This window comes from Pseudomonas sp. HY7a-MNA-CIBAN-0227 (assembly GCF_040310325.1).
Lineage (GTDB): Bacteria > Pseudomonadota > Gammaproteobacteria > Pseudomonadales > Pseudomonadaceae > Aquipseudomonas.
In genome coordinates this window covers 158712-179906 of record NZ_JBEOPT010000005.1, presented here as the reverse complement: position 1 = coordinate 179906, position 21195 = coordinate 158712, and the positions used below count along the sequence as shown (strand labels likewise).

Below are 21195 nucleotides of genomic sequence, written 5' to 3'. Positions count from 1 at the left end.
TTCACCACTGCTCACGCAACAGCTGACGAACATGGGCGGAAGCGGCGCGATTGCTGGCGCCCAGGCGACCGCTCAAGTTACGACCGCCGGCCTGCACGTCCTTGATCGCCTGCACCAGGCAGTCGCTCACCCGAGCCAGATCGTCCGCCGTCGGCTGCTCGATCTGGCTGACCGACAAGGTCTCCCACAGCAAACCGAGGCTGGCAAAGCTGTCGATGTCATAGGCCATGGGCGGAACGCTGGCAGCCAAGGCTTCCAACTCCTCGACGCTGCGCAGGGTCACCCGCGCCGCCGAGGCCTTGCCCATGGCGTGAACCATCACACCGGGATCGCGCAGGGCGATCAAGCGGTTGGCCTGGTAACCATGAGCGAGAAACGCGCCGGACATGGCCTTGCCCACCAGCAGCGCAATCACCGGATGCCCGGCCAGCCGAGCGCGAGCGTAACTGGCAGCGGCAGCGGCCAGGGCTTGATGGATGCCCAGGGCTTCTTCGCGACGACCGTAGGCCTGGCTAGGCACGTCGACGATGGCGATCAGCGGGCGCTTGTCGCCCGTGTTGATAGCTTCATCGATGGCCTTGGCCAAGCCCCAGCCTTCCAGCAAACCGACTTCACCATTGCGCGCACGGGGGAAGCGGTTTTGCGGGTCGGTGACGACAGCGATGAAGCGCACCTGTTGATCACCGAGCGTGCCATCGGCGACTTTCAGCGAATTCGGCAAACCGTTTACAGAAATGGCGCCGGTGCTCAATGCATTGAACCACTGCAAACCTCTCATGACCTTTCTCCCTGATACAGGTCGCGAACCGTTGCTGGGTCGATTTGCGGTTCGGCGCCCAGGCGCGCGAGGCGTTCAAGGTAGTGATCGGCCTGACGGCTGCGTTGAATACTGGGCAAACCTTGCTGCAACAACTCAGTGACTTGTTGTTGAATCTGCGCCACATCGTCCGCTACATAGCGGTCGGCCAGGCCGCTGGCAAAGCGCTGTTCGCCACCGGTCAGGCTCCAGATAAAGGGCCGGTCGCGAGAGTCGTATTCCTCAAGGCCAGCTTCCTGTTCGATCACTTGCGGGCCGTTCAGACCCAGCCGTGCTTCTCGGGTGACCACCAGATAACTGCACAAGCCTGCGGCAATGGACATGCCGCCAAAGCAGCCAACGCTGCCCGCCACCACACCGATCACCGGCTGGTACTGGCGCAGGTCGACAATCGCGGCGTGGATATCGGCAATCGCCGCCAGCCCCAGGTTGGCTTCCTGCAAACGCACGCCACCGGTTTCCAGCAGCAACACGGCGCGAGTGGGAATGCCATTGCGGTTGTCTTCAGCAGCCAGTTCCAGGGCCCCGGCGATTTTCGCCCCGCCCACTTCACCGAGGCTGCCACCCTGGAAATTGCCTTCGATAGCGGCGATCACCACCGGCAAACCACCGATGCTGCCCTTGGCAATCACCACGCCGTCGTCGGCTTGCGGGACAACGCCCTGGCGAGCCAGCCACGGCGACATCACCCGCTGGAACGGGTCGATCAGTTCACGAAAACTGCCTTGGTCGAGCAAGGCCTTGGCCCGCTGCCGGGCGCCGAGTTCGACGAAGCTGTGTTTGCTGAGCAAGTCATTCATGATCGATCTCCTCGAAGCCTTGCTCCAGGCGCAAGCGCACCACCCCGGGGGTGGCGCCAAAGTCGTGGATATCAATGTTCAGGGCCGGTGGCGTCTGCTCCTGGAAGATCCGTTCGAACAGATGCTGCCAGCGTTGTTCGGCGCCATTGACCGAGGTTTGCACCTGGATCGTCAGGGTACCCACCGTGCCCGGTTCCAGCAGCACTTCCAGGTCACCGGAACCGACGCAACCCACCAGCGCACGACCTTTGGCGGGCTGCCCGGCGGGGAATTCAAAGAATAAGGTTTCCATCAAAACGCTCCGTCGCAAGACTCGATGCGGTCGATAAACAGGCAGGCAGCCAACAGGTCGGCGGCGCCGCCTGGGGAGGCATTCAAGGCGAGCAGTTGTTGATCCAGTTCATGCAGGCGGCGACGCCCTGCAAGGCTCGCGCTACCACCGGCATCCAGCACGGCTTGGGCGCCTTGCTGCATGGTGTTTAAACCTTCGGTACCGGCGCGGTAGAGCACGCAGGTGTCGACCAGATCGGTCATGATCGCCAGCAACGCGTCGAGGCGGGCGTTCTGTTCGCCGTGCTGTTGCAGGCGGCTTTTTTGCAGTTGCGGCAGGCCGCGTTGCAGGAGCGATGGGAAGCCCAGTTGCGCTTCTTCACGGGCACCGCGAGCGCCGTAGCGTTGGGCGACCAGGGCGCCGTGGCTCAGCGGCTGGGGCGCATGGCGGTCGTTGAGCAAAGCCAGGCGGGCAGCGCGCAAGGTCAGCTCGCTGGCTTGGCTGGATTCAGGTTCCAGCGCGGCAGCGGCCACCAACAACCCCAACGCCCAGATCGCCCCGCGATGCGTGTTCACTCCGTGTGTGGTGGTGAGCATCGACTGTTCACCTTCGCGGCCAATACGCCCAAGGGCTTCGCGCAGGGGTAAACCAACTTCGCCGAACTCGATGGCCGCTTCAGCCATTGCCTTGAACGCCGGCCACAGGGACAACGCCGAGACGTGCATCAGGCCCAGGTGCAAATCACTGTGGGCGCCATTGCCACGGCGGTCCACCAGGGCCGGTTTCGGAGACAGGTCAGCCTCATCGATCAACGCATCTACGGCCAGGTCGGCCAAGTGTTCAGCCAATGTCAGCTTATGCAATTTGAGTGCGTTCATTTACCAGCTCCTGAACTTGGCGGGCGGGTTGTACAAACCACCGGACCACTCCACCAAATCGGCCACGCTTTTCGCCGCGAGCAACTCGCGGGTGGCGTCGGTGCGGCGGATACCGAGGTCTTCGGGCAGCGCAATCAGGCCTTCGCGCCGCATGCGCGCAGTGTCCTTGGGGTTGTGGCGCATACCGATGGCAGTCACCCCGGCGACCGCGGCGATCATCGCCTGGCGCTGTTCCAGGGAGCGGGCCTTGTACAGGTAGGCGATGCCTTCTTCGGTGAGCAAGTGGGTCACGTCGTCGCCGTAAATCATGATCGGCGCCAGGGGCATGCCGCTTTTGCGCGCCACTTCCACCGAGTCCAGCGTTTCAACGAAGGTCGGTTTGCCGCCCTCCTGGAAGGTCTCGACCATTTGTACCACCAACTTCTTGCCGCGTTCGAGCAAGGCTTCGGGGGCGTCATCGTGGCGCATGTCGAGCCAGGCTGGGGTGCCGTGGCGGCGACCGCGCGGGTCATGGCCCATGTTCGGCGCCCCGCCAAAACCGGCGAGGCGACCACGGGTCACGGTAGATGAATGGCCGTCGCCATCCACTTGCAAAGTGGCACCTATAAACAGGTCCACGGCGTATTGGCCGGCCAGTTGGCAGAACATCCGGTTGGAACGCATCGAGCCATCTCGGCCGGTGAAAAACACATCCGGGCGGGCGGCGATGTAGTTTTCCATGCCCAGTTCGGTGCCGAAGCAATGCACACTTTGCACCCAGCCGCTTTCGATAGCGGGGATCAGGGTTGGGTGCGGGTTGAGGGTCCAGTTACGGCAGATCTTGCCCTTCAGGCCCAGGGATTCACCGTAGGTCGGCAGGATCAACTCGATGGCGGCGGTGTTGAAACCAATGCCGTGGTTCAGGGACTGGACGTTGTGTTTCTCATAGATGCCACGGATCGCCATCATCGCCATCAACACATGCACCGGCTTGATGTGCCGTGGGTCACGGGTGAACAGCGGTTCGATGTAGAAAGGTTTGTCGGCCACCACCACGAAGTCGACCCAACTTGCCGGAATGTCGACACGGGGCAAGTCGCTGACGTCATCCACCAACTGGTTGACCTGGACGATGACAATGCCATCGCTGAAGGCCGCCGGCTCGATCAGCGCCGGGGTGTCTTCGGTACTGGCCCCGGTGTAGATATTGCCGGCGCGGTCGGCCATGAAGCCGGCGGCAAGGACCACGTTGGGAATCAGATCCACCACCAGCCGCGCATAGAGTTCGATGTAGGTATGAATCGCACCGATTTCCAGCAGGCCGTCTTCCAGCAACTGGCTGATGCGCAGGGATTGGGTGCCGGCGAAGGAGAAGTCCAGCTTGCGGGCGATGCCCTTTTCAAACAGGTCCAGGTGCTCGGAGCGGCCGACACTGGGCATGATCATGTGCAAATCGTGGAGCTTGGCCGGGTCGGTCTTGGCCAGGGAGCGAGAGAGAAAATCGGCCTGCTTCTGGTTGTTGCCTTCGAGGACTACGCGGTCGCCGGGGAGGATTAAGGCTTCCAGGGCTTCGATGATTCGCTCGCTGGGGAGGACGGCGCCGTCGGCGAAAGACTTTACCAGCGCCAGCCGCCGCTGCTTCTCATCGCGCCGCCGCGTCCAGCGCGAGCCGGGGGTTATTGTTGTTGTCATGGTCACTCCACGAGGGTTGTGTCGTGGGCTGTACCTTAGGAGTGAATCAGGGGGGTATCAATCAAGCTCGGCGGTGGATTGTTACGGCTGGAGTAATGGTTCTACAGTAAACGCAGGGCTCGAATTCAAAGAAAATCAAATGTGACTCGAGGGGAAGGTTTTGGGGCCGCTTCGCGGTCCAACGGGACCAAGCTCCCTCGCCACTGGGGTAATTAATTGCCCATAAAAAATGTGTAGCTCAGGCTAATCCAGACTCCACCAACAACGCTTCCAACCCCATCAAATCCGGCACCTTTGCCACATGCTCCCCCACCTGCACCGCCGCTAGTTCCAGCGGACACAGCGGTACATCGACATAGCTCAACTGGCTGTCGAGTTTGTAAGAGCGCGGAATCCCCTGAATCACCAGCGCAATAAACTTCAACGTCGGCCGCCCGCCCAAGGTATTGAGCACCACGATCCGCGCTCGCTCCCCCACGACACTGGCGCTACCGCAAGCCGCCTCAAAGCTGATCAACGGCAACTGCCGATCCCGCCACGTAACCTGGCGCAAATACCACGGCGGCGCATCGCTGGCCGGCTCACCACGCTGGAAGTCGATCAGCTCGGCAACCGCAACATTGGGCAGCAGCAAATGGCGGTCGGCTAAAGGCAGCAGCAACCCGGTGAGTTGGCTGGCGCGGTGGTCAAGCATGATTGGGGCTCCAGTAGGCGATGCTTTCCAGCAACACCGACTCTTGGTAAGGCTTGCCGAGGTAGTCGTTGACGCCGATGGCCATGGCGCGATCGCGGTGTTTCTGCCCGGTGCGGGAGGTGATCATGATGATCGGCAGGTCTTTTAGCCGTGGGTCGTTACGTACCTGAAGGGCCACTTCGAAGCCATCCATGCGCGGCATTTCGATGTCCAACAGCATCAGGTCCGGAGTGTGCTCTTCCAGCAGGGCAATGGCGTCAATGCCGTCCTTGGCGGTGAGTACATTCATGCCGTTACGCTCCAGCAGGCGGCTGGTGACTTTGCGCACGGTGACCGAGTCGTCCACCACCAGCACCAGCAGAGGGCGTTTTTGCTGGGGTTCGTTGACCGCCAATTGACTGTCCGTCCTCAGGGATGGCTGCGCCGGTTGCAGCGCGCGAATGTGCGCCAGCAGGTCGATGATCAGCACCACCCGGCCATCGCCGAGAATGGTCGCACCGGACAAGCCCTTGACCCCGGCGAATTGTGGGCCCAGGCCCTTGACCACAATCTCCCGGGTGCCGGCCATGGCGTCCACCTGCACGGCGATGCGCCGCTCGTTGCATTGCACCAGCAGCACCGGCAGTGGCAGGCTCTGGCCCAGTAGTTTCGGCCGGGCGACGGTGTGCAGCAACTCGCCCAGGTAGTACAACTCGTAACGCTGCCCGGCGTATTCATAGACAGGCGGATCGAGCTGGTAATGACCTTCCAGCTCATTGGGCAACACCCGCACCAGGCCTTCGATGGTGTTGAGCGGGATCGCATATTGATCGTCCGCGCACTGCACCATCAACGCCCGGTTGACGGACACGGTGAACGGCAAGCGAATGCGAAAATGCACGCCCTGCCCCGGCGTGGAATCGATGACCATGGAGCCGCCGAGCTGACGCACTTCTTCGTGTACCACGTCCATGCCGACGCCACGCCCGGAAATCTGAGTGATTTTTTCCGCAGTAGAGAACCCCGGTTGCAGGATGAACTGCAAGACATCGCGGTCGCTGATCTCCAGCGCAGGGTCGAGCAAACCGCGCTTGATTGCCTTGCGCCGCACTGCCTCCAGGGGCACACCGGCGCCGTCGTCGCGCATGTCGAAGACGATGTCGCCGCCCTCATGGGTCAGGTCCAGGGTAATCCGGCCTTTTTCCGGTTTGCCCGCCAACAGCCTCGCATCACGGGACTCCAGGCCATGGTCGACGGCGTTGCGCAGCATGTGTTCCAGGGGTGCGACCATGCGCTCCAGCACGTTGCGGTCCATCTCACCTTCGGCATTGCCGACGATAAACTCAACGTCTTTGCTCAGCTCGCCAGCCACTTGCCGCACGATACGCTTGAGCCTTGGCAGCATGCGCTCAAATGGCACCATGCGCGTGCGCATCAGGCCTTCCTGCAATTCGGTATTGATCCGCGCCTGTTGCTGCAACAGGTTCTGTGCATCCTGATTGCGCTGGTCGAGGGTTTCCTTGAGGTCCAGCAGGTCGGAAGCCGATTCGAACAAGGCGCGGGATAATTGTTGCAACTGGGAATGACGGTCCATTTCCAGCGGATCGAATTCTTCATAACCCAAGCGCTCGGCTTCGGCCTGCTGGCGGCTGAGAATCCGCCCCTGGGTTTCGGTATCCAGCCTTCGCAGCTGGTCGCGCATGCGCTCGATGGTGGTTTCCACCTCGTGAAGGGCGCTGCGTGCATCGTTGACTTGCTGCTCGATACGCCCGCGAAAGATCGAGGTTTCGCCGGCCAGGTTGACCAAGTCGTCCAGCAACTCGGCGGAGATTTTCACCATGTCGGCGGCCGGCTCATTGACCGGTACGGCCTCGGCCTTGATTGCTGGCAGCGTCACAGGCACCACCTGATCTTCGGCTGGACGCATCAGGCTTCTGATCCGCTCGATCAGTTGATCCACCGAGCCCACCGGCATGCCCGCCGTCACCGCTTCAACCATCTGCGCCAGGCGGTCGTGACAACCTTGCAGCAGCGCGAACAGTTCCGCGGACGGCGCCAGCAACCCTGCCGACAAGCCTTCGTAGAGAAACTCCAGCTCGTGGGCCAGGTCGCCAATGGGCCCGATCTCGACCATGCGCGCGCCGCCCTTGAGGGTGTGCAGATCGCGCAGCAGGGTTTCCACTTCCTGGCGATTGTGTGGATCAGCCTGCCAGCGCAGCAACGCGGCGCCGGAGCTGTCGAGGATGTCGGCGGCTTCTTCGAGGAAGATCTCCAGCAACTCGGGATCACTGCCAGCCGACTCGACCTCGGGCGCCACGGGCGTCGGCACAAGCCCGGTGTTCTGACGAAGCTCATGCAAATTGCTGATCAGGGCGCTGGAATCACTCAGCGGTTGCTGGTGTTGCAATTGCTCCAACAGCAGCGCCAGTCGCTCGTGGCTGGCCATCAGCACCTGAGCCAGGTCGCCAGAGTAGCTGTAACGACGATCCACCAGCCCTTCGTAAAGGTTTTCCAGCTCCAGAGCCAGGTCGCCCACGGGGCCGATGTCGGCCATGCGCGCGCCGCCCTTGAGGGTGTACATATCTCGTTGCAAGGACGAAAGCGGCGCCATGCTATCGGGGTCCAGCAGCCAACGCTTGAGGGACTGCCCGGCGCTGTCGAGGATATCCACCGCTTCCTCAAGGAATATCTCGACGATTTCGTCGTCCACCGCCGAGTCTTGCCCCAACTGCGCCGTCGCGGCGCCGAGTTCAGAAATACTCAGGGCGCGGCTGCCGTCGCTCTTGATCAGCCCGGTGGCGGATGGATCGAGGCCTTCATCCAGCAGCTCGCGCAAGGCTCGCACCCGTGCCGACGCAGGGCTGACTTCCTGGCCGGCGGCCAGTTGGTCAAGCATGTTGATCAGCGCTTCGTGGGCCTGCTCAGCCTCATGAAAAAATCGCTCGCTGACCGCCAGGCTGCTCTCTTCAACCGCGCCATACAGGTCGAGCAAGGCTTCGCACAACTGGTCCATCGGGTGCAGATCAGCCAGGTGCGCGCCCTCCCCCAACGTCGTCAATTCGTCCAGCAGCGCACTGAGTTCCTGACGCTCGCCGGGATGTTGCTGCCAGCGACGCAGGAGGTTTTCCGCGTCCAGCAAAATGTCCATGCCCTGGGCCAGGAAGTTGGCGATCAGGTGTGGATCGCGCTTGACCCGCAGGTCGGTGCTGGGGGCGTTGAGCAGCGCTTCCAGTTGGCTGTTGAGGCGATTTTGCGTGCGCTCGATCAAGGAAGCGGCGCCGTTGATCGGTGTCAGCGGATCACCCTCCAACTGGCGTAAGCCGCGCTGGAACAAGGCTTCGGCTTCCAGCAGCAATTCGATTTCATCCAGGTCCAGCGCCAGGCGGTGGGCCTTGTACTCGCGAGTCAGGTGATCCAGTGGCCGCGCCAGTTCGGCGATGGGCAACACGCCAGCCATATGGGCGCTGCCCTTGAGCGTATGCAACGCCCGTTGCAGTTCGTCACTGACTTGCAACGGCACATGCTCGGTGGCCTGGTGCAGAAAATGGTTGAGGCTGTCCAGGTGGCTCTGGGCTTCATTGCGGAAGATTTCCAGCAACTGCGGGTCGAAGGCCGTCGCATCCTCTTGCACCGCGCCCGGCAGCTCGACACCGCTGGCCAGCGCATGGGCACGGGCCGCCAGGTGGTCGACATCGTCCCTTTGGCGCTGGGCATCGACGGCGAAATCGGCGATCAACTCCGGCAGCAGTGCCACCACGTCATTGAGGACCGCCTGCACCTGCGGTCCCGGCGCGACACTGCGTTCGAGCACACGATTGAGCAGGTTTTCCAGCGCCCAGGCCAACTCCGCCAACACCAGCGCACGAACCATGCGACCACTGCCTTTCAAGGTGTGGAAGGCACGGCGCATTTCGCTCAAGACGGCCTTGTCTTCCAGGCTCGCCGTACCATTTGGCACATAGCGATGTAGCACCTCAAGCACTTCCCCCGTTTCTTCGAGAAAGACCTCGCGCAACTCATCATCCACCGGTTCTTCCCCGGCAGGCGGTGGCAGCAAGCTACCGGGACGCTGCAGCGCCGGAGGGTTAAGGCGCGAAGTTGGGTTGGCCAGTACCTCGGCCAAGGACTGCACCTGTGGCGGATCGTTGGGCGCGGGCAGTTCCTGGCGCCACGGCAGTTGGGTCTCGGCCGGCGCATAGCCAAGCACCGTCAGACCCTTGGCGGCAACTTCAAGCACCCGCTCGCCGGGGGCGTCATGGTCCTGGAGCATTCGCTCCAGGTAGTACTCCAGGCTGGTGAGCACATCAGCAAAATGGTCGAGCTGCGCCTCTGAAGGCGCGCTTTCGTTGACCATCAATTGCTCTTGGGCGTAATCATTGCAGCCGCGCATCAGGCTCGCCGCGCGCGGCAGCGGGATCATCGCCAGGGCGCCGCGCACCTGGGTCAGCAGCTCTGGCAGGGACTCCAGGCGCTGCTTGTCCCAACCAGCTTCGAGACAGTCAACAATTAGCTCCTTGGCCTGTTTCAGGCACTGGCACGACTCCTTGATGACAAGCTGGTGGATCTGGGTCAGGTCGGTGGTCGGCAGGCGACTTTCTTCGCGCCTTTCCGGTTCGACGGTGCCCACCATGCCGGCCAATGTTGCTTCGACGTAGAGCAAGGCGCCGGCGACATCCATCAACACCGCATCGTTAGGCTCACGCTGCCCCTGAGCCAGGCCTTGCACCACGGCCAGTTGGTCGATGATCACTTTGCGCGGCTGACCGAAGCCCAGCACCGCCAGGGTGTCGGCAATCTGGCGCAGGGGCGACAGCAGGCTGTCGAGATTAGAGGTGTGTTGGCGGTCGCTGCGCACGAACAAATCCAGACGTTCCTTAACCCGTACCAGCTCTTCGCACAGGGCGCCGAGCACCGAGCCCATGGCATCGCGGTCGGGTCCCGCCAGGCGCGCGCGCTCGGCGTCCACCACGGCACTGTCAGGCAGCGCTTCGTCCAGGCCATAGCGTTCTTTCAGGCTTTGCATGCGCGGCGTCGGACGGGTGACTTTGGCGATGTAGAACAGCAAGCTCTTGAGCAATTCATCGGGCGCCGCCGTGTTGATCCCGGCGATGCCCTGGGCCAGCAGTCGCTTGAGTTCCTTGTCACAGGCCTTGAGCAAACTGCGCAGGGCCGGACTGTTGGCGATGACGCCGGTGAGCATGCCTTCGGCCAGCGCCGAGGTCACTTGCCACAAGGGCAGCAACGGCGCGCCGTGGCACAGGGCTTCGAGCCGGGCGAAGACCCGCGCCATGTCTTCCAGGTTGCTGGGGCCGTGGTCTTCGCGCAACAAACCCGCCAAGGCCTGTTGCAGCATTTGCCGCCACTGGCGCAGCAGCTCGGGAAAATCCTCTGGCGTGCGCTGGGCCAGAGCATCATCGGGCAGCGGCGCAATCACCAGCAGTTGTGGGCTGAACAGGCTGGTTTCCGACAATAGGCTTTCGCCGCGCACGCTGCGCAGATCATTGAGCAGCGGCAACACCACCAGCGGCAGGTCGCGACGGGCGCTGTGCACTCGATCCAGATACAGCGGCAATTGCCCCAGGGCCTGTTGCAACAAGCGGATGCCTTCATCGCGTTGGCTGACGCGTTTAGCCTGCAACGCCAGCGCCAGGTGCTCCATTTCTTCGGCGAGCAGGGCCGCGCCGTAGAATTCGACCATCAGCAAACTGCCATGGACCTGGTGAATGCACTCAAGGCAGCCCGAAATCGCCTCGCGGCTCGAATCGTCGACAAAGGCGTCCAGCGCCGAACGGGCCTGCTTCAGGGTTTCGGCAATTTCGCCCTTGACCCATTCGAGGGCTACGTAGTCGTGCCGGTCAACCATAACGACTCCCGTCAGAATTCATGAATTGCAGTGTCGCTGGCATCAATCTTCATCCACCTGCCGAGCCGGCGGCAAGGTGAACCCCGACACCGAGCGCCGCAACTGACTGGCCATTTTCGCCAGGTTGCCGATGCTTTCGGCCGTGGCCGTAGAGCCCGACGAGGTCTGGCTGGTGATCTGCTGGATCACGTTCATGGTCAGGGATATCTGCCCCGCCGACGAGGTCTGCTGTTGCGCCGCATTGGAAATGCTCTGGATCAGCGCGGCGAGGGTTTTCGACACGCCTTCGATCTCTTCCAGCGCTACCCCAGCGTCCTGGGCCAACCGGGCACCGCGCACCACTTCGGTGGTGGTTTGCTCCATGGAAATAACCGCTTCGTTGGTGTCGGTCTGAATCGCCCGCACCAAGGTTTCGATCTGTCGGGTAGCGGCCGAAGAACGCTCCGCCAGACGCTGTACTTCGTCGGCCACCACCGCGAAACCGCGCCCGGCATCACCGGCCATGCTGGCCTGGATCGCGGCGTTGAGGGCGAGGATGTTGGTCTGCTCGGCGATGTCGTCGATCAGGCTGACGATGTCGCCAATTTCCTGGGACGATTCCCCCAGGCGCTTGATGCGCTTGGCGGTGTCCTGGATCTGTTCGCGGATGTTGTCCATGCCATGGATGGTGTTGTGCACCACCTCGTTGCCCTTGTTGGCGATTTCCACCGAGCGCTCTGCCACGGCCGAGGATTCGGCGGCGTTGGCCGATACTTGATCAATGGACTGGGCCATCTGATTGATCGCCGTGGAAGCTTCGGCGATCTGCTGGGCCTGGTGCTCCGAGGCTTGGGCCAGGTGCATGGCGGTGGCCTGGGTGTCCTGCACCGCGCCGGCGACCTGGCCGGCGGTGAGGTTGATAGTTGCCACCAGGTCGCGCAGTTGATCTACGGAATAGTTGATGGAGTCAGCGATGGTGCCGGTAAAGTCTTCGGTCACCGAGGCCGTGACGGTGAGGTCGCCGTCGGCCAGGTCTTCGATTTCGTCCAGCAAGCGCATGATCGCGTTCTGGTTGCGCTCGTTCTTTTCGGCGGTTTCGCGCAGTTGGCGATTGGTCTCGCGCACCATCACCAAGCCGATCAGGATGATTGAGGCCAGCGCCAGCAAACCCAGCACGTAACCGCCGATGGTGTCGAAGGTGCGACCGTCCGCCAGGTTTTCAAAACCGGTAGCCAGGTGCGAGGCTTCATCGAGCAGGGTTTGCGACAGGCTGAAAATATTGCTCGCCGAGGCGCGGACCTGAAACAGTTGCGGCGAGGTCTCGAGGATTTCATCCACAGAGCCTGAGACGAATTCGAACAGCTCCGCAATTTCTGCCAGGCGGGCACGGGCATCGGGGTCTTGCACTTCGGTGATCTTCAGGCCGGCGTTGCCCTGGAGCATGCCGTTGAGTACCAGGCCAAAACGGTTGGCATCGCGGCCAAAGGCATCGGCGGCCTTGATGGCGGTTTCATCGCCGGCGAGCACGGTGTTGACCGCTCCCAGGATTCGCTCGGCCAGCAACGATTGCCGCTGGGCCACGGCCACCTGGCTGGCTGGCGCGCCGCGTTGCAGGAGAATCTCCACGACCTTTTCCGACTCCAGCTGCAATTGCGGCACGGTTTCAGCCAGGGTCGCGGCCACCTGATGCAAGGACAGCACCGTCTGTTCGCTGGCCAGGATCGCGTCGGTGTTCTTCAGCAGCGCTTCCCAGTCATGCTGCACCGCACGCATCTCGCCGCGTACAGCACTGGGTGCAGCAGGCAAGCCGGTGGCCGGGTCACCCTTTTTGAGGTAACCCCAGCGCAGGGCAAAATCGTTGCGCGCCTCGCTCAGCAGCTTGAACGCGGCGCCCTTGCCGGCTGCGGCTTCGGTGGCGTTCTTACCGATACGCTGGGACAGCACCCGCAACTCGCCGGCATGGCCGATGTACTGCTTGTCGTAGGTGGACTGGGTATTGAGGTAGGCGAAGTTGGCGAACAGCAGCATGATGAAAATGATCAGTGCGATAAACAGCACAATGATCTGCGAACGGCTACGGGAGGCTTCCTGGGGTTTGGCGGGAGTGACGGTGGTCATGCGGCGACATCCATGAAGCCTGGTGCCTGGGCCAGGGCGAAGGGGCTGAAGACCTGCCACAGCTGGTCGCTGCTGAACTGGCCTTGGATAAACGGCGCACTGGCCGCTTCATCCATCGACAGCTCGGCGCGTTCCAGCAGGTCCTGGGCAAAATGCTGCAAGCCGACTACCTCATCTACCAGCAGGCCGACAAAGATATCTTCGTGCTCGATCACCAATACCCGCCTCTGTTTGCGCCGCGCAGACAACCCGTGACCGAAGAACCCGCACAGGTCAATGACCGGCAACAGGCGCCCGCGCAGGTTGGCCACGCCCTTGACCCAAGGCTTGACCCCCGGCATCAAGGTGCAGCGCGGCTCGTGCAGCACTTCGGCGACTTCGCCCATGGGCGCCACGTACCAGTGATCACCCAATCGAAAACCGATCCCGCTCCAGCTGTGCAGCCGGGTTTCCTGGGACGGCAGATCGGCGGCCAACAGGCGGCAGCGGCGGTCGATGTCCAGCAGCAGCTCGAAGGCGGTTTGCGACTCGGTCATGGGAGCGTGCCGTCAGCCGACCAACACTTTGTTCAGGGTGGCGATCAGGGTCTCTTCATCCACCGGCTTGGTCAGGTAATCCTTGGCGCCTTGGCGTGTGCCCCAGACCTTGTCAGTTTCCTGATCCTTGGTGGTAATGATGATCACCGGGATATGGCCGGTTTCCGGGTCCTTGGTCAACTGGCGCGTCGCCTGGAAGCCGTTGAGACCCGGCATGACGATATCCATCAGCACCGCATCTGGCTTTTCCTGGCGGGCAAGCGCTACGCCATCACCACCGTTTACGGCCTTGAGGACCTCGTGACCGTGCTTCTCCAGCATGCCGGTCAGTTTGTACATTTCAGTCGGCGAATCGTCGACGATCAGAATACGTGCCATGGTTTTCCCCACTACATTGGTCGATGCAAGCCCATATGGGCCTGCGTCAATGTGCTTGTTCTACTGCAGCGAAACCCGGCACATACGCCTTGATCGCGCTCAGCAGTTCTTCCTTGCTGAAAGGCTTGGTCAAAAACTGATCAGAGCCGACGATGCGTCCCTTGGCCTTGTCGAACAGACCGTCCTTGGAAGACAGCATGATCACCGGTATCGCCTTGAACGACGGGTGATTCTTGACCAACGCGCAGGTCTGATAGCCATCCAGGCGCGGCATCATGATGTCGACAAAGATAATGTGCGGGTGATGATCAACGATCTTGGCCAAGGCATCGAAACCGTCGATGGCCGTGATGACTTCGCACCCTACGTTCTTCAACAGTGTTTCAGCGGTGCGGCGAATCGTCTTCGAATCGTCGATCACCATCACTTTCAAGGCGTTGGAATGCTGTTCCATATCTGCTCTACCCTCGCCACAGCAAATCGGTTTCGGTGTGCACTGCCTGATGTTGCAAGGGACGAGCGCCAAAACCCTTGCGGTTCAAGGGCCAACACGCCATGGCAGCCTTTTTAGCACAGACTGGGGAGGCAATCTATCAGCCGACCGGCAAGGTGGTTTTTCCTTGACCCGCAACAGCCGCAGCGCCACTCTGACGCCACTTTTATGCGCCCTTATTTGCTAGAGGAAACCCCCCATGAGCGTTCGCGTCGGCATTGTCATGGACCCTATCGCCAGCATCTCCTATAAAAAGGATAGCTCGCTGGCCATGCTGCTGGCCGCCCAGGCCCGCGGCTGGACCCTGTTCTATATGGAACAGCGTGATCTTTATCAGGCCCAAGGGGAAGCTCGGGCACGGATGCGCCCGCTGCAGGTGTTTGCCAACCCTGAGAAGTGGTTCGAACTGGACGCCGAAATTGACAGCCCCCTGAGCGACCTGGACGTGATCCTGATGCGCAAGGACCCGCCGTTCGACATGGAGTTCGTCTACTCCACCTACCTGCTGGAGCAGGCCGAACGTGCCGGTGTGCTGATCGTCAACAAGCCCCAGAGCCTGCGCGACTGCAACGAAAAGCTGTTCGCCACGCTGTTCCCGCAGTGCACGCCGCCCACCGTAGTCAGCCGTCGCGCCGATGTACTGCGTGAGTTTGCCGCCAAGCACGGCGATGTGATCCTTAAACCCCTGGACGGTATGGGCGGCACCTCGATCTTCCGGCATCGAGCCGGCGACCCGAACCTGTCAGTGATCCTGGAAACCCTGACCGCGCTGGGCAGCCAGCAGATCATGGCCCAGGCCTATATCCCGGCGATCAAGGACGGCGACAAGCGCATCCTGATGATCGACGGTGAACCGGTGGACTATTGCCTGGCGCGGATTCCGGCAGCGGGTGAGACCCGTGGCAACCTGGCCGCCGGCGGTCGCGGTGAAGCCCGTCCTTTGACGGACAAGGATCGCTGGATTGCCGCCCAAGTCGGCCCGACCCTGCGCGAAAAAGGCCTGCTGTTTGTTGGCCTTGACGTGATTGGCGAGAACCTCACGGAAATCAACGTCACCAGCCCGACCTGCATTCGTGAAATCGACAATGCCTTTGGCACCAATATCGGTGAAATGCTGATGGCGGCTATCGACCAAAAGCTAAAAACCAAGTGACATAGAACAGCCAGACACAAACCGACATTGCGTTATCATGCCCCACCTGTGAAATGCGCGATGTTGGTTTTCCTGTTATGACGCTCCCCCCCGAACTGCCCCCCGAACTCTCCCGCAGTGGCGTGCGCCCGGCTGATCGGCTCGGATTTACCCTGTTTCTGGCGGCGTTGATTCATTTAGCCCTGATCCTCGGCCTGGGCTTCACCTTCGCCGAACCCAAGCAGATCAGCAAAACCCTGGAAATCACCCTCGCCACCTTCAAAAGCGAAAAGAAGCCGGAAAAGGCTGACTTCCTCGCCCAGGACAATCAGCAAGGCAGCGGCACCCTGGACAAGAAGGCGGTGCCCAAGACCACCGAAGTCGCGCCGTTCCAGGACAACAAGGTCAATAAGGTCACTCCACCGCCGGCCCCCAAGCCTGAGGTCAAGCAGGCCGCGCCGAAGGCCGCCGTTGCCACCGTCGCTCCTAAACCGCAAAAAGCCGTGACCCAGCGCGAAACGGTGAAGACCGAGCCGGCTCCCAGCAAACCAGCTCCAACCTTCGACAGCTCCCAACTCTCCAGCGAAATCTCCAGCCTGGAAGCAGAATTGGCCGCCGAGCAGCAGTTGTACGCCAAGCGCCCACGTATTTATCGCCTGAACGCCGCCTCGACCATGCGCGATAAAGGCGCCTGGTATAAGGACGAATGGCGCAAGAAGGTCGAGCGCATCGGCAACCTGAACTACCCGGACGAAGCCAGGCGCCAGCAGATCTACGGCAATTTGCGCCTGCTGGTGTCGATCAATCGCGACGGCTCTTTATATGAAGTGCTGGTGTTGGAGTCGTCCGGCCAGCCGATGCTGGACCAGGCGGCGCAACGGATTGTCCGTCTGGCAGCACCGTTTGCCCCCTTTACCGGAGACCTCGCGGACATTGATCGACTGGAAATCATCCGCACCTGGCGCTTTGCCAAGGGTGATCGGTTGTCCAGCAATTGACTGCCATGCTGATTTCCTACACATCCTCAGCTTGTCAGTTCGCCCCTCCAACGCCACACTAGCGAACATGAAAAATGTCAGCCCGACCTACCTCAAGCACCAATTCCTGATCGCCATGCCCCATATGGCCGACCCGAACTTTGCGCAGACCTTGACCTATATCGTCGAGCACACGGCCAATGGTGCCATGGGGCTGGTGGTCAATCGCCCACAGCACCTGAGCCTGGCCGACATCCTTGAGCAGTTGCGCCCGGACATTGAGCCGCCAGCCAACAGCCAGGGCGTGCCGATCTACATCGGCGGGCCGGTGCAAACTGACCGGGGGTTCGTGCTGCACCCTACGGGTCCCAAATTCCAGGCCACTGTGGATCTCGACGGGCTGTCCCTGTCCACCTCCCTGGACGTGCTGCTCGCCATCGCCGACGGCGTCGGGCCGCCGCAGAGCCTGATTACTCTGGGTTACGCCGGCTGGGACGCAGGGCAACTGGAAGACGAACTGGCCAACAACGCCTGGCTGACCTGCCCGTTCGATGCTGACATTCTGTTCAATACCGCCAGCGAACTGCGCCTTGAAGCCGCGGCGGCAAGGCTGGGCGTCAATCTCAGCCTATTGACCAGCCAGGCGGGGCACGCCTGATGGCCCTGCGTCTTATCCTCGGTTTTGACTACGGCACCAAACAGATCGGCGTCGCCGTCGGCCAGGTAATCACCGGCCAGGCCCGCGAGCTGTGTACCTTGAAAGCCCAGAACGGCATACCTGACTGGAACCAGGTCGAAGCCCTGATCAAGGAATGGAAACCCGACGCCGTGGTGGTGGGCTTGCCGCTGAACATGGACGGCACCCCGAGCGACATGTGCCTGCGGGCCGAAAAATTCGCCCGGCGCCTCAATGGCCGCTACAACCTGCCCTTCTATACCCACGACGAACGCCTGACCACCTTCGAAGCCAAGGGCGAACGCCTGGCCCGTGGCGGGCAAAAAGGCAGCTACCGCGACAACCCGGTGGACGCCATTGCGGCCGCCCTGCTGCTGCAAGGCTGGCTGGACGAAAATACCGCTTTATTTGAATCCTGACTGACGCGGCTTGCCGCGTCTTCTTACATTTGAGCCCGGACCTTGCCGACACCTTGCCGTGCAAGGCCTTGAAGGAGCCACCATGAGCCTGCCCAATCCCGCCGAACTGATCCGCCAAATGGCGTCAAGCCTTACGGCACACTTGGAACACCGCGCCATCCGCGAGCCGCGCTTTATCGGCATTCGCACCGGCGGCATCTGGGTGGCCCAGGCGTTGCTGGAAGAGTTGGGCAGCGACTCCCCCCTTGGCACCCTGGACGTGTCCTTCTATCGCGACGACTTCAGCCAGAACGGCCTGCACCCGCAAGTGCGCCCTTCGGCCCTGCCCTTCGAGATCGAAGGCCAGCACCTGGTGCTGATCGATGATGTGCTGATGAGCGGCCGCACCATCCGCGCCGCCCTTAACGAACTGTTCGACTACGGCCGCCCGGCCAGCGTGACCCTGGTCTGCCTACTGGACCTGGACGCCGGCGAGCTGCCCATCAGCCCGGACGTGGTCGGCGCCACCCTGTCGCTGGGCGCTCAGCAACGGGTGAAATTGTCCGGCCCTGCGCCGCTCAAACTCGAACTGCAAGAGCTTGCCCTTTAACCCTCCTTGTAAAGAGTCCCCGCGATGACGCCTCCAGATACCAAGCGCCCGCTGCAGCTCAATGCTCAGGGCCAGCTGCGCCACTTTTTGTCCCTCGACGGTTTGCCCCGCAAACTGCTCACCGAAATCCTCGACACCGCCGACTCGTTCCTTGAAGTCGGCGGCCGGGCAGTGAAAAAGGTCCCGCTGCTGCGGGGCAAGACCCTATGCAACGTGTTCTTCGAGAATTCCACCCGCACCCGCACCACCTTTGAACTGGCGGCCCAGCGCTTGTCGGCGGATGTCATCACGCTGAACATCTCCACATCGTCGGCAAGCAAGGGCGAAACCCTGCTCGACACCCTGCGCAATCTCGAAGCCATGGCCGCCGACATGTTCGTCGTGCGTCACGGTGACTCGGGCGCGGCGCACTTCATCGCGGAACACGTGTGCCCGCAGGTGGCGATCATCAACGGCGGCGATGGCCGTCACGCCCACCCAACCCAGGGCATGCTCGACATGCTGACCATCCGTCGACACAAGGGCGGCTTCGAAAATCTCTCGGTGGCCATCGTCGGCGACATCCTGCACTCGCGGGTAGCGCGCTCGAACATGCTGGCCCTGAAAACCCTTGGCTGCCCGGATATCAGGGTGATCGCGCCAAAAACCCTGCTGCCCATTGGCATCGAGCAATATGGCGTTAAGGTCTACACCGATATGGTCGAAGGCCTGAAAGACGTCGATGTGGTGATCATGCTGCGCCTGCAACGCGAACGCATGTCCGGCGGCCTGCTGCCCAGCGAAGGTGAGTTCTATCGCCTGTTCGGCCTGACCAGCGCGCGCCTGGCCGGCGCCAAACCGGATGCCATTGTCATGCACCCTGGCCCGATCAACCGTGGTGTGGAGATTGAGTCGGCAGTGGCCGACGGGCCGCAGTCGGTGATTCTCAACCAGGTCACCTACGGCATCGCCGTACGCATGGCGGTATTGTCCATGGCCATGAGCGGGCAAACCGCACAACGTCAATTCGAGCAGGAGAACGCCCAGTGAAGATCAGCATCCTCGGCGCCCGCGTCATCGATCCCGCCAGTGGCCTGGATCAAGTCAGCGATTTACACCTGGAAGCCGGCAAGATCATTGCCATCGGCGCCGCACCCACCGACTTCAGCGCCGTCGAGACCATCGACGCCAAAGGCTTGGTCGCCGCACCTGGGTTGGTGGATCTGAGTGTCGCCCTGCGCGAGCCGGGTTACAGCCGCAAAGGCAGCATCGCCAGTGAAACCCGCGCAGCCGCCGCCGGTGGCGTCACCAGCCTGTGCTGCCCGCCGCACACCAAGCCGGTGCTGGACACCTCGGCCGTGACCGAGCTGATCCTCGATCGCGCCCGCGAAGCCGGCAACTGCAAGGTCTTCCCCATCGGCGCCCTGAGCAAAGGCCTAGACGGCGAACGGCTGGCCGAGCTGATCGCCCTGCGCGACGCCGGTTGCGTGGCCTTCGGCAATGGCCTGGAGAGCTTTCGCAGCACCCGCACCCTGTGCCGCGCCCTGGAATATGCAGCCACCTTCGACCTGACGGTGATTTTCCACTCCCAAGACCGCGACCTGGCCGAAGGCGGCCTGGCCCACGAAGGCCCCACCGCCAGCTTCCTCGGCCTGGCGGGCATCCCGGAAACCGCAGAAACCGTGGCCTTGGCCCGGGACCTGCTGCTGGTGGAACAAAGCGGCGTGCGGGCGCACTTCAGCCAGTTGACCAGTGCACGGGGCGTGGCACTGATCGCCCAGGCACAAACTCGCGGTTTGCCGGTGACGGCGGATGTGGCGCTGTATCAGCTGATTTTGACGGATGAAGCACTGATCGACTTTTCCAGCCTGTACCACGTACAGCCGCCACTGCGCACTCGTGCTGATCGTGATGGTTTGCGGGCGGCGGTAAAATCCGGGGTGATTTCGGCGATTTCCAGCCATCACCAGCCTCACGAGCGGGATGCCAAGATGGCGCCGTTCGGCGCGACAGAGCCTGGGATCAGCAGTGTTGAATTGCTGCTGCCGTTGGCGATGACGTTGGTGGAGGATGGCTTGCTGGACTTGCCAACGCTGTTGGCGCGCTTGAGCTCAGGCCCTGCGCAAGCGTTGCGCCTGCCGGCGGGTAAGCTGGAAGTGGGTTCGGCGGCGGATCTGGTGCTGTTTGATCCGGCCAGCTCCACGGTTGCCGGGGAGCACTGGCTGTCCAAAGGCGAAAACTGCCCGTTCATCGGTCACAGTTTGCCGGCGAATGTGCGGTACACCTTCATGGATGGGCGGATCAGCTACCAGGCTTGATGACCTACTCGGTCAATGTGGGAGCGCGATAGCGGAGTGTCAGATACCCAAAATATCGACTGACACACTGCTATCGCACCATACGTATCTACATATTTTGAAGACAGAAACCGCTGTAGCTGTTATCGACCGCCAAGCCGCTCGGCATTGCGAATCGAAATCTGCGTATTCAGCGTCCAGAAGTCATACAGCACGCCAATCAGGAACAAACCACCGGTCAGCAGATAAAGGAGACCGGTAAGCCATTTGCCCTGATACATCCTGTGCAAACCAAACACCCCGAGGAACGCCAACAAGATCCAGGCGACATTATATTCAATGGGGCCAGCGGTAAAACGCAGGTCCGCTTCCCGGTCCATGGCCGGAATCAGGAACAGGTCGATCAACCAGCCAATCCCCAACAGGCCCAAGGTGAAAAACCAGATCGTGCCGGTCACCGGTTTGCCGTAATAGAAACGGTGAGCACCCGTAAAGCCCAAAATCCAGAGCAGGTAACCGATCACCTTGCTGTGGGTGTCTTGCTGCGAAACATCCTGTCGATAGGTGTTCATAAATGACCTCTTTTGTCTCGATAGATAAATATTTCTGGTTTCTTTGTGACTTTTTTACAGGCACCCGACGTATGGCA

At 61.7% G+C, this 21195-nt stretch carries 19 protein-coding genes; 7 read left to right on the top strand and 12 right to left on the bottom strand.

Features of this window, described 5'->3' with window-relative positions; genetic code table 11:
* Window position 1: 1 nt before the first annotated feature.
* The 11 genes from mdcE to pilG form a co-directional block, all read right to left on the bottom strand.
* Window positions 2-778 (bottom strand): biotin-independent malonate decarboxylase subunit gamma, encoded by a 777-nt coding sequence (gene mdcE, locus AAEZ06_RS10795; protein ID WP_350614227.1) that lies wholly within the window; start codon window positions 776-778, stop codon window positions 2-4.
* The gene (locus tag AAEZ06_RS10790) at window positions 775-1617 is read right to left on the bottom strand and encodes a biotin-independent malonate decarboxylase subunit beta (protein WP_350614225.1); all 843 of its coding nucleotides are present in this window, start codon (window positions 1615-1617) and stop codon (window positions 775-777) included. Before AAEZ06_RS10790 ends, mdcE begins: the two co-directional genes overlap by 4 nt.
* Window positions 1610-1909, bottom strand: a complete 300-nt coding sequence (locus tag AAEZ06_RS10785) for a malonate decarboxylase subunit delta (protein WP_350614223.1) — start codon at window positions 1907-1909, stop codon at window positions 1610-1612. The genes AAEZ06_RS10790 and AAEZ06_RS10785 overlap by 8 nt, the downstream gene beginning before the upstream one ends.
* Window positions 1909-2766 (bottom strand): triphosphoribosyl-dephospho-CoA synthase, encoded by an 858-nt coding sequence (locus tag AAEZ06_RS10780; RefSeq protein ID WP_350614221.1) that lies wholly within the window; start codon window positions 2764-2766, stop codon window positions 1909-1911. The genes AAEZ06_RS10785 and AAEZ06_RS10780 overlap by 1 nt, the downstream gene beginning before the upstream one ends.
* Window positions 2767-4437 carry a malonate decarboxylase subunit alpha gene (gene mdcA, locus AAEZ06_RS10775; RefSeq protein WP_350614219.1) on the bottom strand — a complete coding sequence of 557 codons (1671 nt, stop codon included), beginning with the start codon at window positions 4435-4437 and terminating at the stop codon, window positions 2767-2769.
* Window positions 4438-4675: 238 nt separating this feature from the next.
* On the bottom strand, window positions 4676-5131 hold the full coding sequence (locus AAEZ06_RS10770) for a chemotaxis protein CheW (protein WP_149412194.1): 456 nt from the start codon (window positions 5129-5131) through the stop codon (window positions 4676-4678).
* The gene (locus tag AAEZ06_RS10765; protein ID WP_350614217.1) at window positions 5124-10973 is read right to left on the bottom strand and encodes an Hpt domain-containing protein; all 5850 of its coding nucleotides are present in this window, start codon (window positions 10971-10973) and stop codon (window positions 5124-5126) included. Before AAEZ06_RS10765 ends, AAEZ06_RS10770 begins: the two co-directional genes overlap by 8 nt.
* 42 nt (window positions 10974-11015) lie before the next feature.
* Window positions 11016-13070, bottom strand: a complete 2055-nt coding sequence (locus tag AAEZ06_RS10760) for a methyl-accepting chemotaxis protein (protein WP_350614215.1) — start codon at window positions 13068-13070, stop codon at window positions 11016-11018.
* On the bottom strand, window positions 13067-13606 hold the full coding sequence (locus AAEZ06_RS10755) for a chemotaxis protein CheW (RefSeq protein WP_149412197.1): 540 nt from the start codon (window positions 13604-13606) through the stop codon (window positions 13067-13069). Before AAEZ06_RS10755 ends, AAEZ06_RS10760 begins: the two co-directional genes overlap by 4 nt.
* A 12-nt stretch (window positions 13607-13618) precedes the next feature.
* Window positions 13619-13984, bottom strand: coding sequence for a twitching motility response regulator PilH (gene pilH / locus AAEZ06_RS10750; RefSeq protein ID WP_149412198.1), 366 nt, complete (start codon window positions 13982-13984; stop codon window positions 13619-13621).
* Window positions 13985-14030: 46 nt separating this feature from the next.
* A complete protein-coding gene (pilG, locus tag AAEZ06_RS10745; protein WP_149412199.1) occupies window positions 14031-14438 on the bottom strand; it encodes a twitching motility response regulator PilG in 408 nt (135 codons plus the stop codon).
* 238 nt (window positions 14439-14676) lie between these two features.
* Between pilG and gshB the strand changes: the two genes are divergently transcribed.
* The 7 genes from gshB (at window position 14677) to AAEZ06_RS10710 (ending at window position 20567) form a co-directional block, all read left to right on the top strand.
* Window positions 14677-15630, top strand: coding sequence for a glutathione synthase (gshB, locus tag AAEZ06_RS10740; RefSeq protein WP_149412200.1), 954 nt, complete (start codon window positions 14677-14679; stop codon window positions 15628-15630).
* A gap of 77 nt (window positions 15631-15707) precedes the next feature.
* On the top strand, window positions 15708-16607 hold the full coding sequence (locus AAEZ06_RS10735) for an energy transducer TonB (protein ID WP_149412201.1): 900 nt from the start codon (window positions 15708-15710) through the stop codon (window positions 16605-16607).
* Window positions 16608-16674: 67 nt separating this feature from the next.
* Window positions 16675-17244 (top strand): YqgE/AlgH family protein, encoded by a 570-nt coding sequence (locus AAEZ06_RS10730; protein WP_350614211.1) that lies wholly within the window; start codon window positions 16675-16677, stop codon window positions 17242-17244.
* Window positions 17244-17681, top strand: coding sequence for a Holliday junction resolvase RuvX (gene ruvX, locus AAEZ06_RS10725; RefSeq protein WP_133102430.1), 438 nt, complete (start codon window positions 17244-17246; stop codon window positions 17679-17681). Before AAEZ06_RS10730 ends, ruvX begins: the two co-directional genes overlap by 1 nt.
* A gap of 82 nt (window positions 17682-17763) precedes the next feature.
* Window positions 17764-18270: a bifunctional pyr operon transcriptional regulator/uracil phosphoribosyltransferase PyrR gene (gene pyrR / locus AAEZ06_RS10720; RefSeq protein ID WP_149412203.1), complete on the top strand. Its 507-nt coding sequence runs from the start codon at window positions 17764-17766 to the stop codon at window positions 18268-18270.
* A 24-nt stretch (window positions 18271-18294) separates the two neighbouring features.
* Complete coding sequence (locus tag AAEZ06_RS10715; protein ID WP_149412204.1) at window positions 18295-19299, top strand: aspartate carbamoyltransferase catalytic subunit; 1005 nt, start codon at window positions 18295-18297, stop codon at window positions 19297-19299.
* Window positions 19296-20567 carry a dihydroorotase gene (locus tag AAEZ06_RS10710; RefSeq protein ID WP_149412205.1) on the top strand — a complete coding sequence of 424 codons (1272 nt, stop codon included), beginning with the start codon at window positions 19296-19298 and terminating at the stop codon, window positions 20565-20567. Before AAEZ06_RS10715 ends, AAEZ06_RS10710 begins: the two co-directional genes overlap by 4 nt.
* 122 nt (window positions 20568-20689) lie before the next feature.
* Here the strand turns inward: AAEZ06_RS10710 and AAEZ06_RS10705 are convergent, their stop codons facing one another.
* Window positions 20690-21118 (bottom strand): TM2 domain-containing protein, encoded by a 429-nt coding sequence (locus AAEZ06_RS10705; RefSeq protein ID WP_149412206.1) that lies wholly within the window; start codon window positions 21116-21118, stop codon window positions 20690-20692.
* Between the last annotated feature and the right edge of the window lie 77 nt (window positions 21119-21195).

Bases quoted from the DNA above. Each gene is read 5' to 3' on its own strand.
- mdcA (WP_350614219.1), bottom strand. From the start codon at position 4,437: ATGACAACAACAATAACCCCCGGCTCGCGCTGGACGCGGCGGCGCGAT.
- pilH (WP_149412198.1), bottom strand. From the start codon at position 13,984: ATGGCACGTATTCTGATCGTCGACGATTCGCCGACTGAAATGTACAAA.
- ruvX (WP_133102430.1), top strand. From the start codon at position 17,244: ATGGCCCTGCGTCTTATCCTCGGTTTTGACTACGGCACCAAACAGATC.
- AAEZ06_RS10760 (WP_350614215.1), bottom strand. From the start codon at position 13,070: ATGACCACCGTCACTCCCGCCAAACCCCAGGAAGCCTCCCGTAGCCGT.
- AAEZ06_RS10705 (WP_149412206.1), bottom strand. From the start codon at position 21,118: ATGAACACCTATCGACAGGATGTTTCGCAGCAAGACACCCACAGCAAG.
- AAEZ06_RS10790 (WP_350614225.1), bottom strand. From the start codon at position 1,617: ATGAATGACTTGCTCAGCAAACACAGCTTCGTCGAACTCGGCGCCCGG.
- pyrR (WP_149412203.1), top strand. From the start codon at position 17,764: ATGAGCCTGCCCAATCCCGCCGAACTGATCCGCCAAATGGCGTCAAGC.
- AAEZ06_RS10730 (WP_350614211.1), top strand. From the start codon at position 16,675: ATGAAAAATGTCAGCCCGACCTACCTCAAGCACCAATTCCTGATCGCC.
- AAEZ06_RS10770 (WP_149412194.1), bottom strand. From the start codon at position 5,131: ATGCTTGACCACCGCGCCAGCCAACTCACCGGGTTGCTGCTGCCTTTA.
- AAEZ06_RS10765 (WP_350614217.1), bottom strand. From the start codon at position 10,973: ATGGTTGACCGGCACGACTACGTAGCCCTCGAATGGGTCAAGGGCGAA.
- mdcE (WP_350614227.1), bottom strand. From the start codon at position 778: ATGAGAGGTTTGCAGTGGTTCAATGCATTGAGCACCGGCGCCATTTCT.
- AAEZ06_RS10755 (WP_149412197.1), bottom strand. From the start codon at position 13,606: ATGACCGAGTCGCAAACCGCCTTCGAGCTGCTGCTGGACATCGACCGC.
- pilG (WP_149412199.1), bottom strand. From the start codon at position 14,438: ATGGAACAGCATTCCAACGCCTTGAAAGTGATGGTGATCGACGATTCG.
- AAEZ06_RS10785 (WP_350614223.1), bottom strand. From the start codon at position 1,909: ATGGAAACCTTATTCTTTGAATTCCCCGCCGGGCAGCCCGCCAAAGGT.
- gshB (WP_149412200.1), top strand. From the start codon at position 14,677: ATGAGCGTTCGCGTCGGCATTGTCATGGACCCTATCGCCAGCATCTCC.
- AAEZ06_RS10780 (WP_350614221.1), bottom strand. From the start codon at position 2,766: ATGAACGCACTCAAATTGCATAAGCTGACATTGGCTGAACACTTGGCC.
- AAEZ06_RS10735 (WP_149412201.1), top strand. From the start codon at position 15,708: ATGACGCTCCCCCCCGAACTGCCCCCCGAACTCTCCCGCAGTGGCGTG.
- AAEZ06_RS10715 (WP_149412204.1), top strand. From the start codon at position 18,295: ATGACGCCTCCAGATACCAAGCGCCCGCTGCAGCTCAATGCTCAGGGC.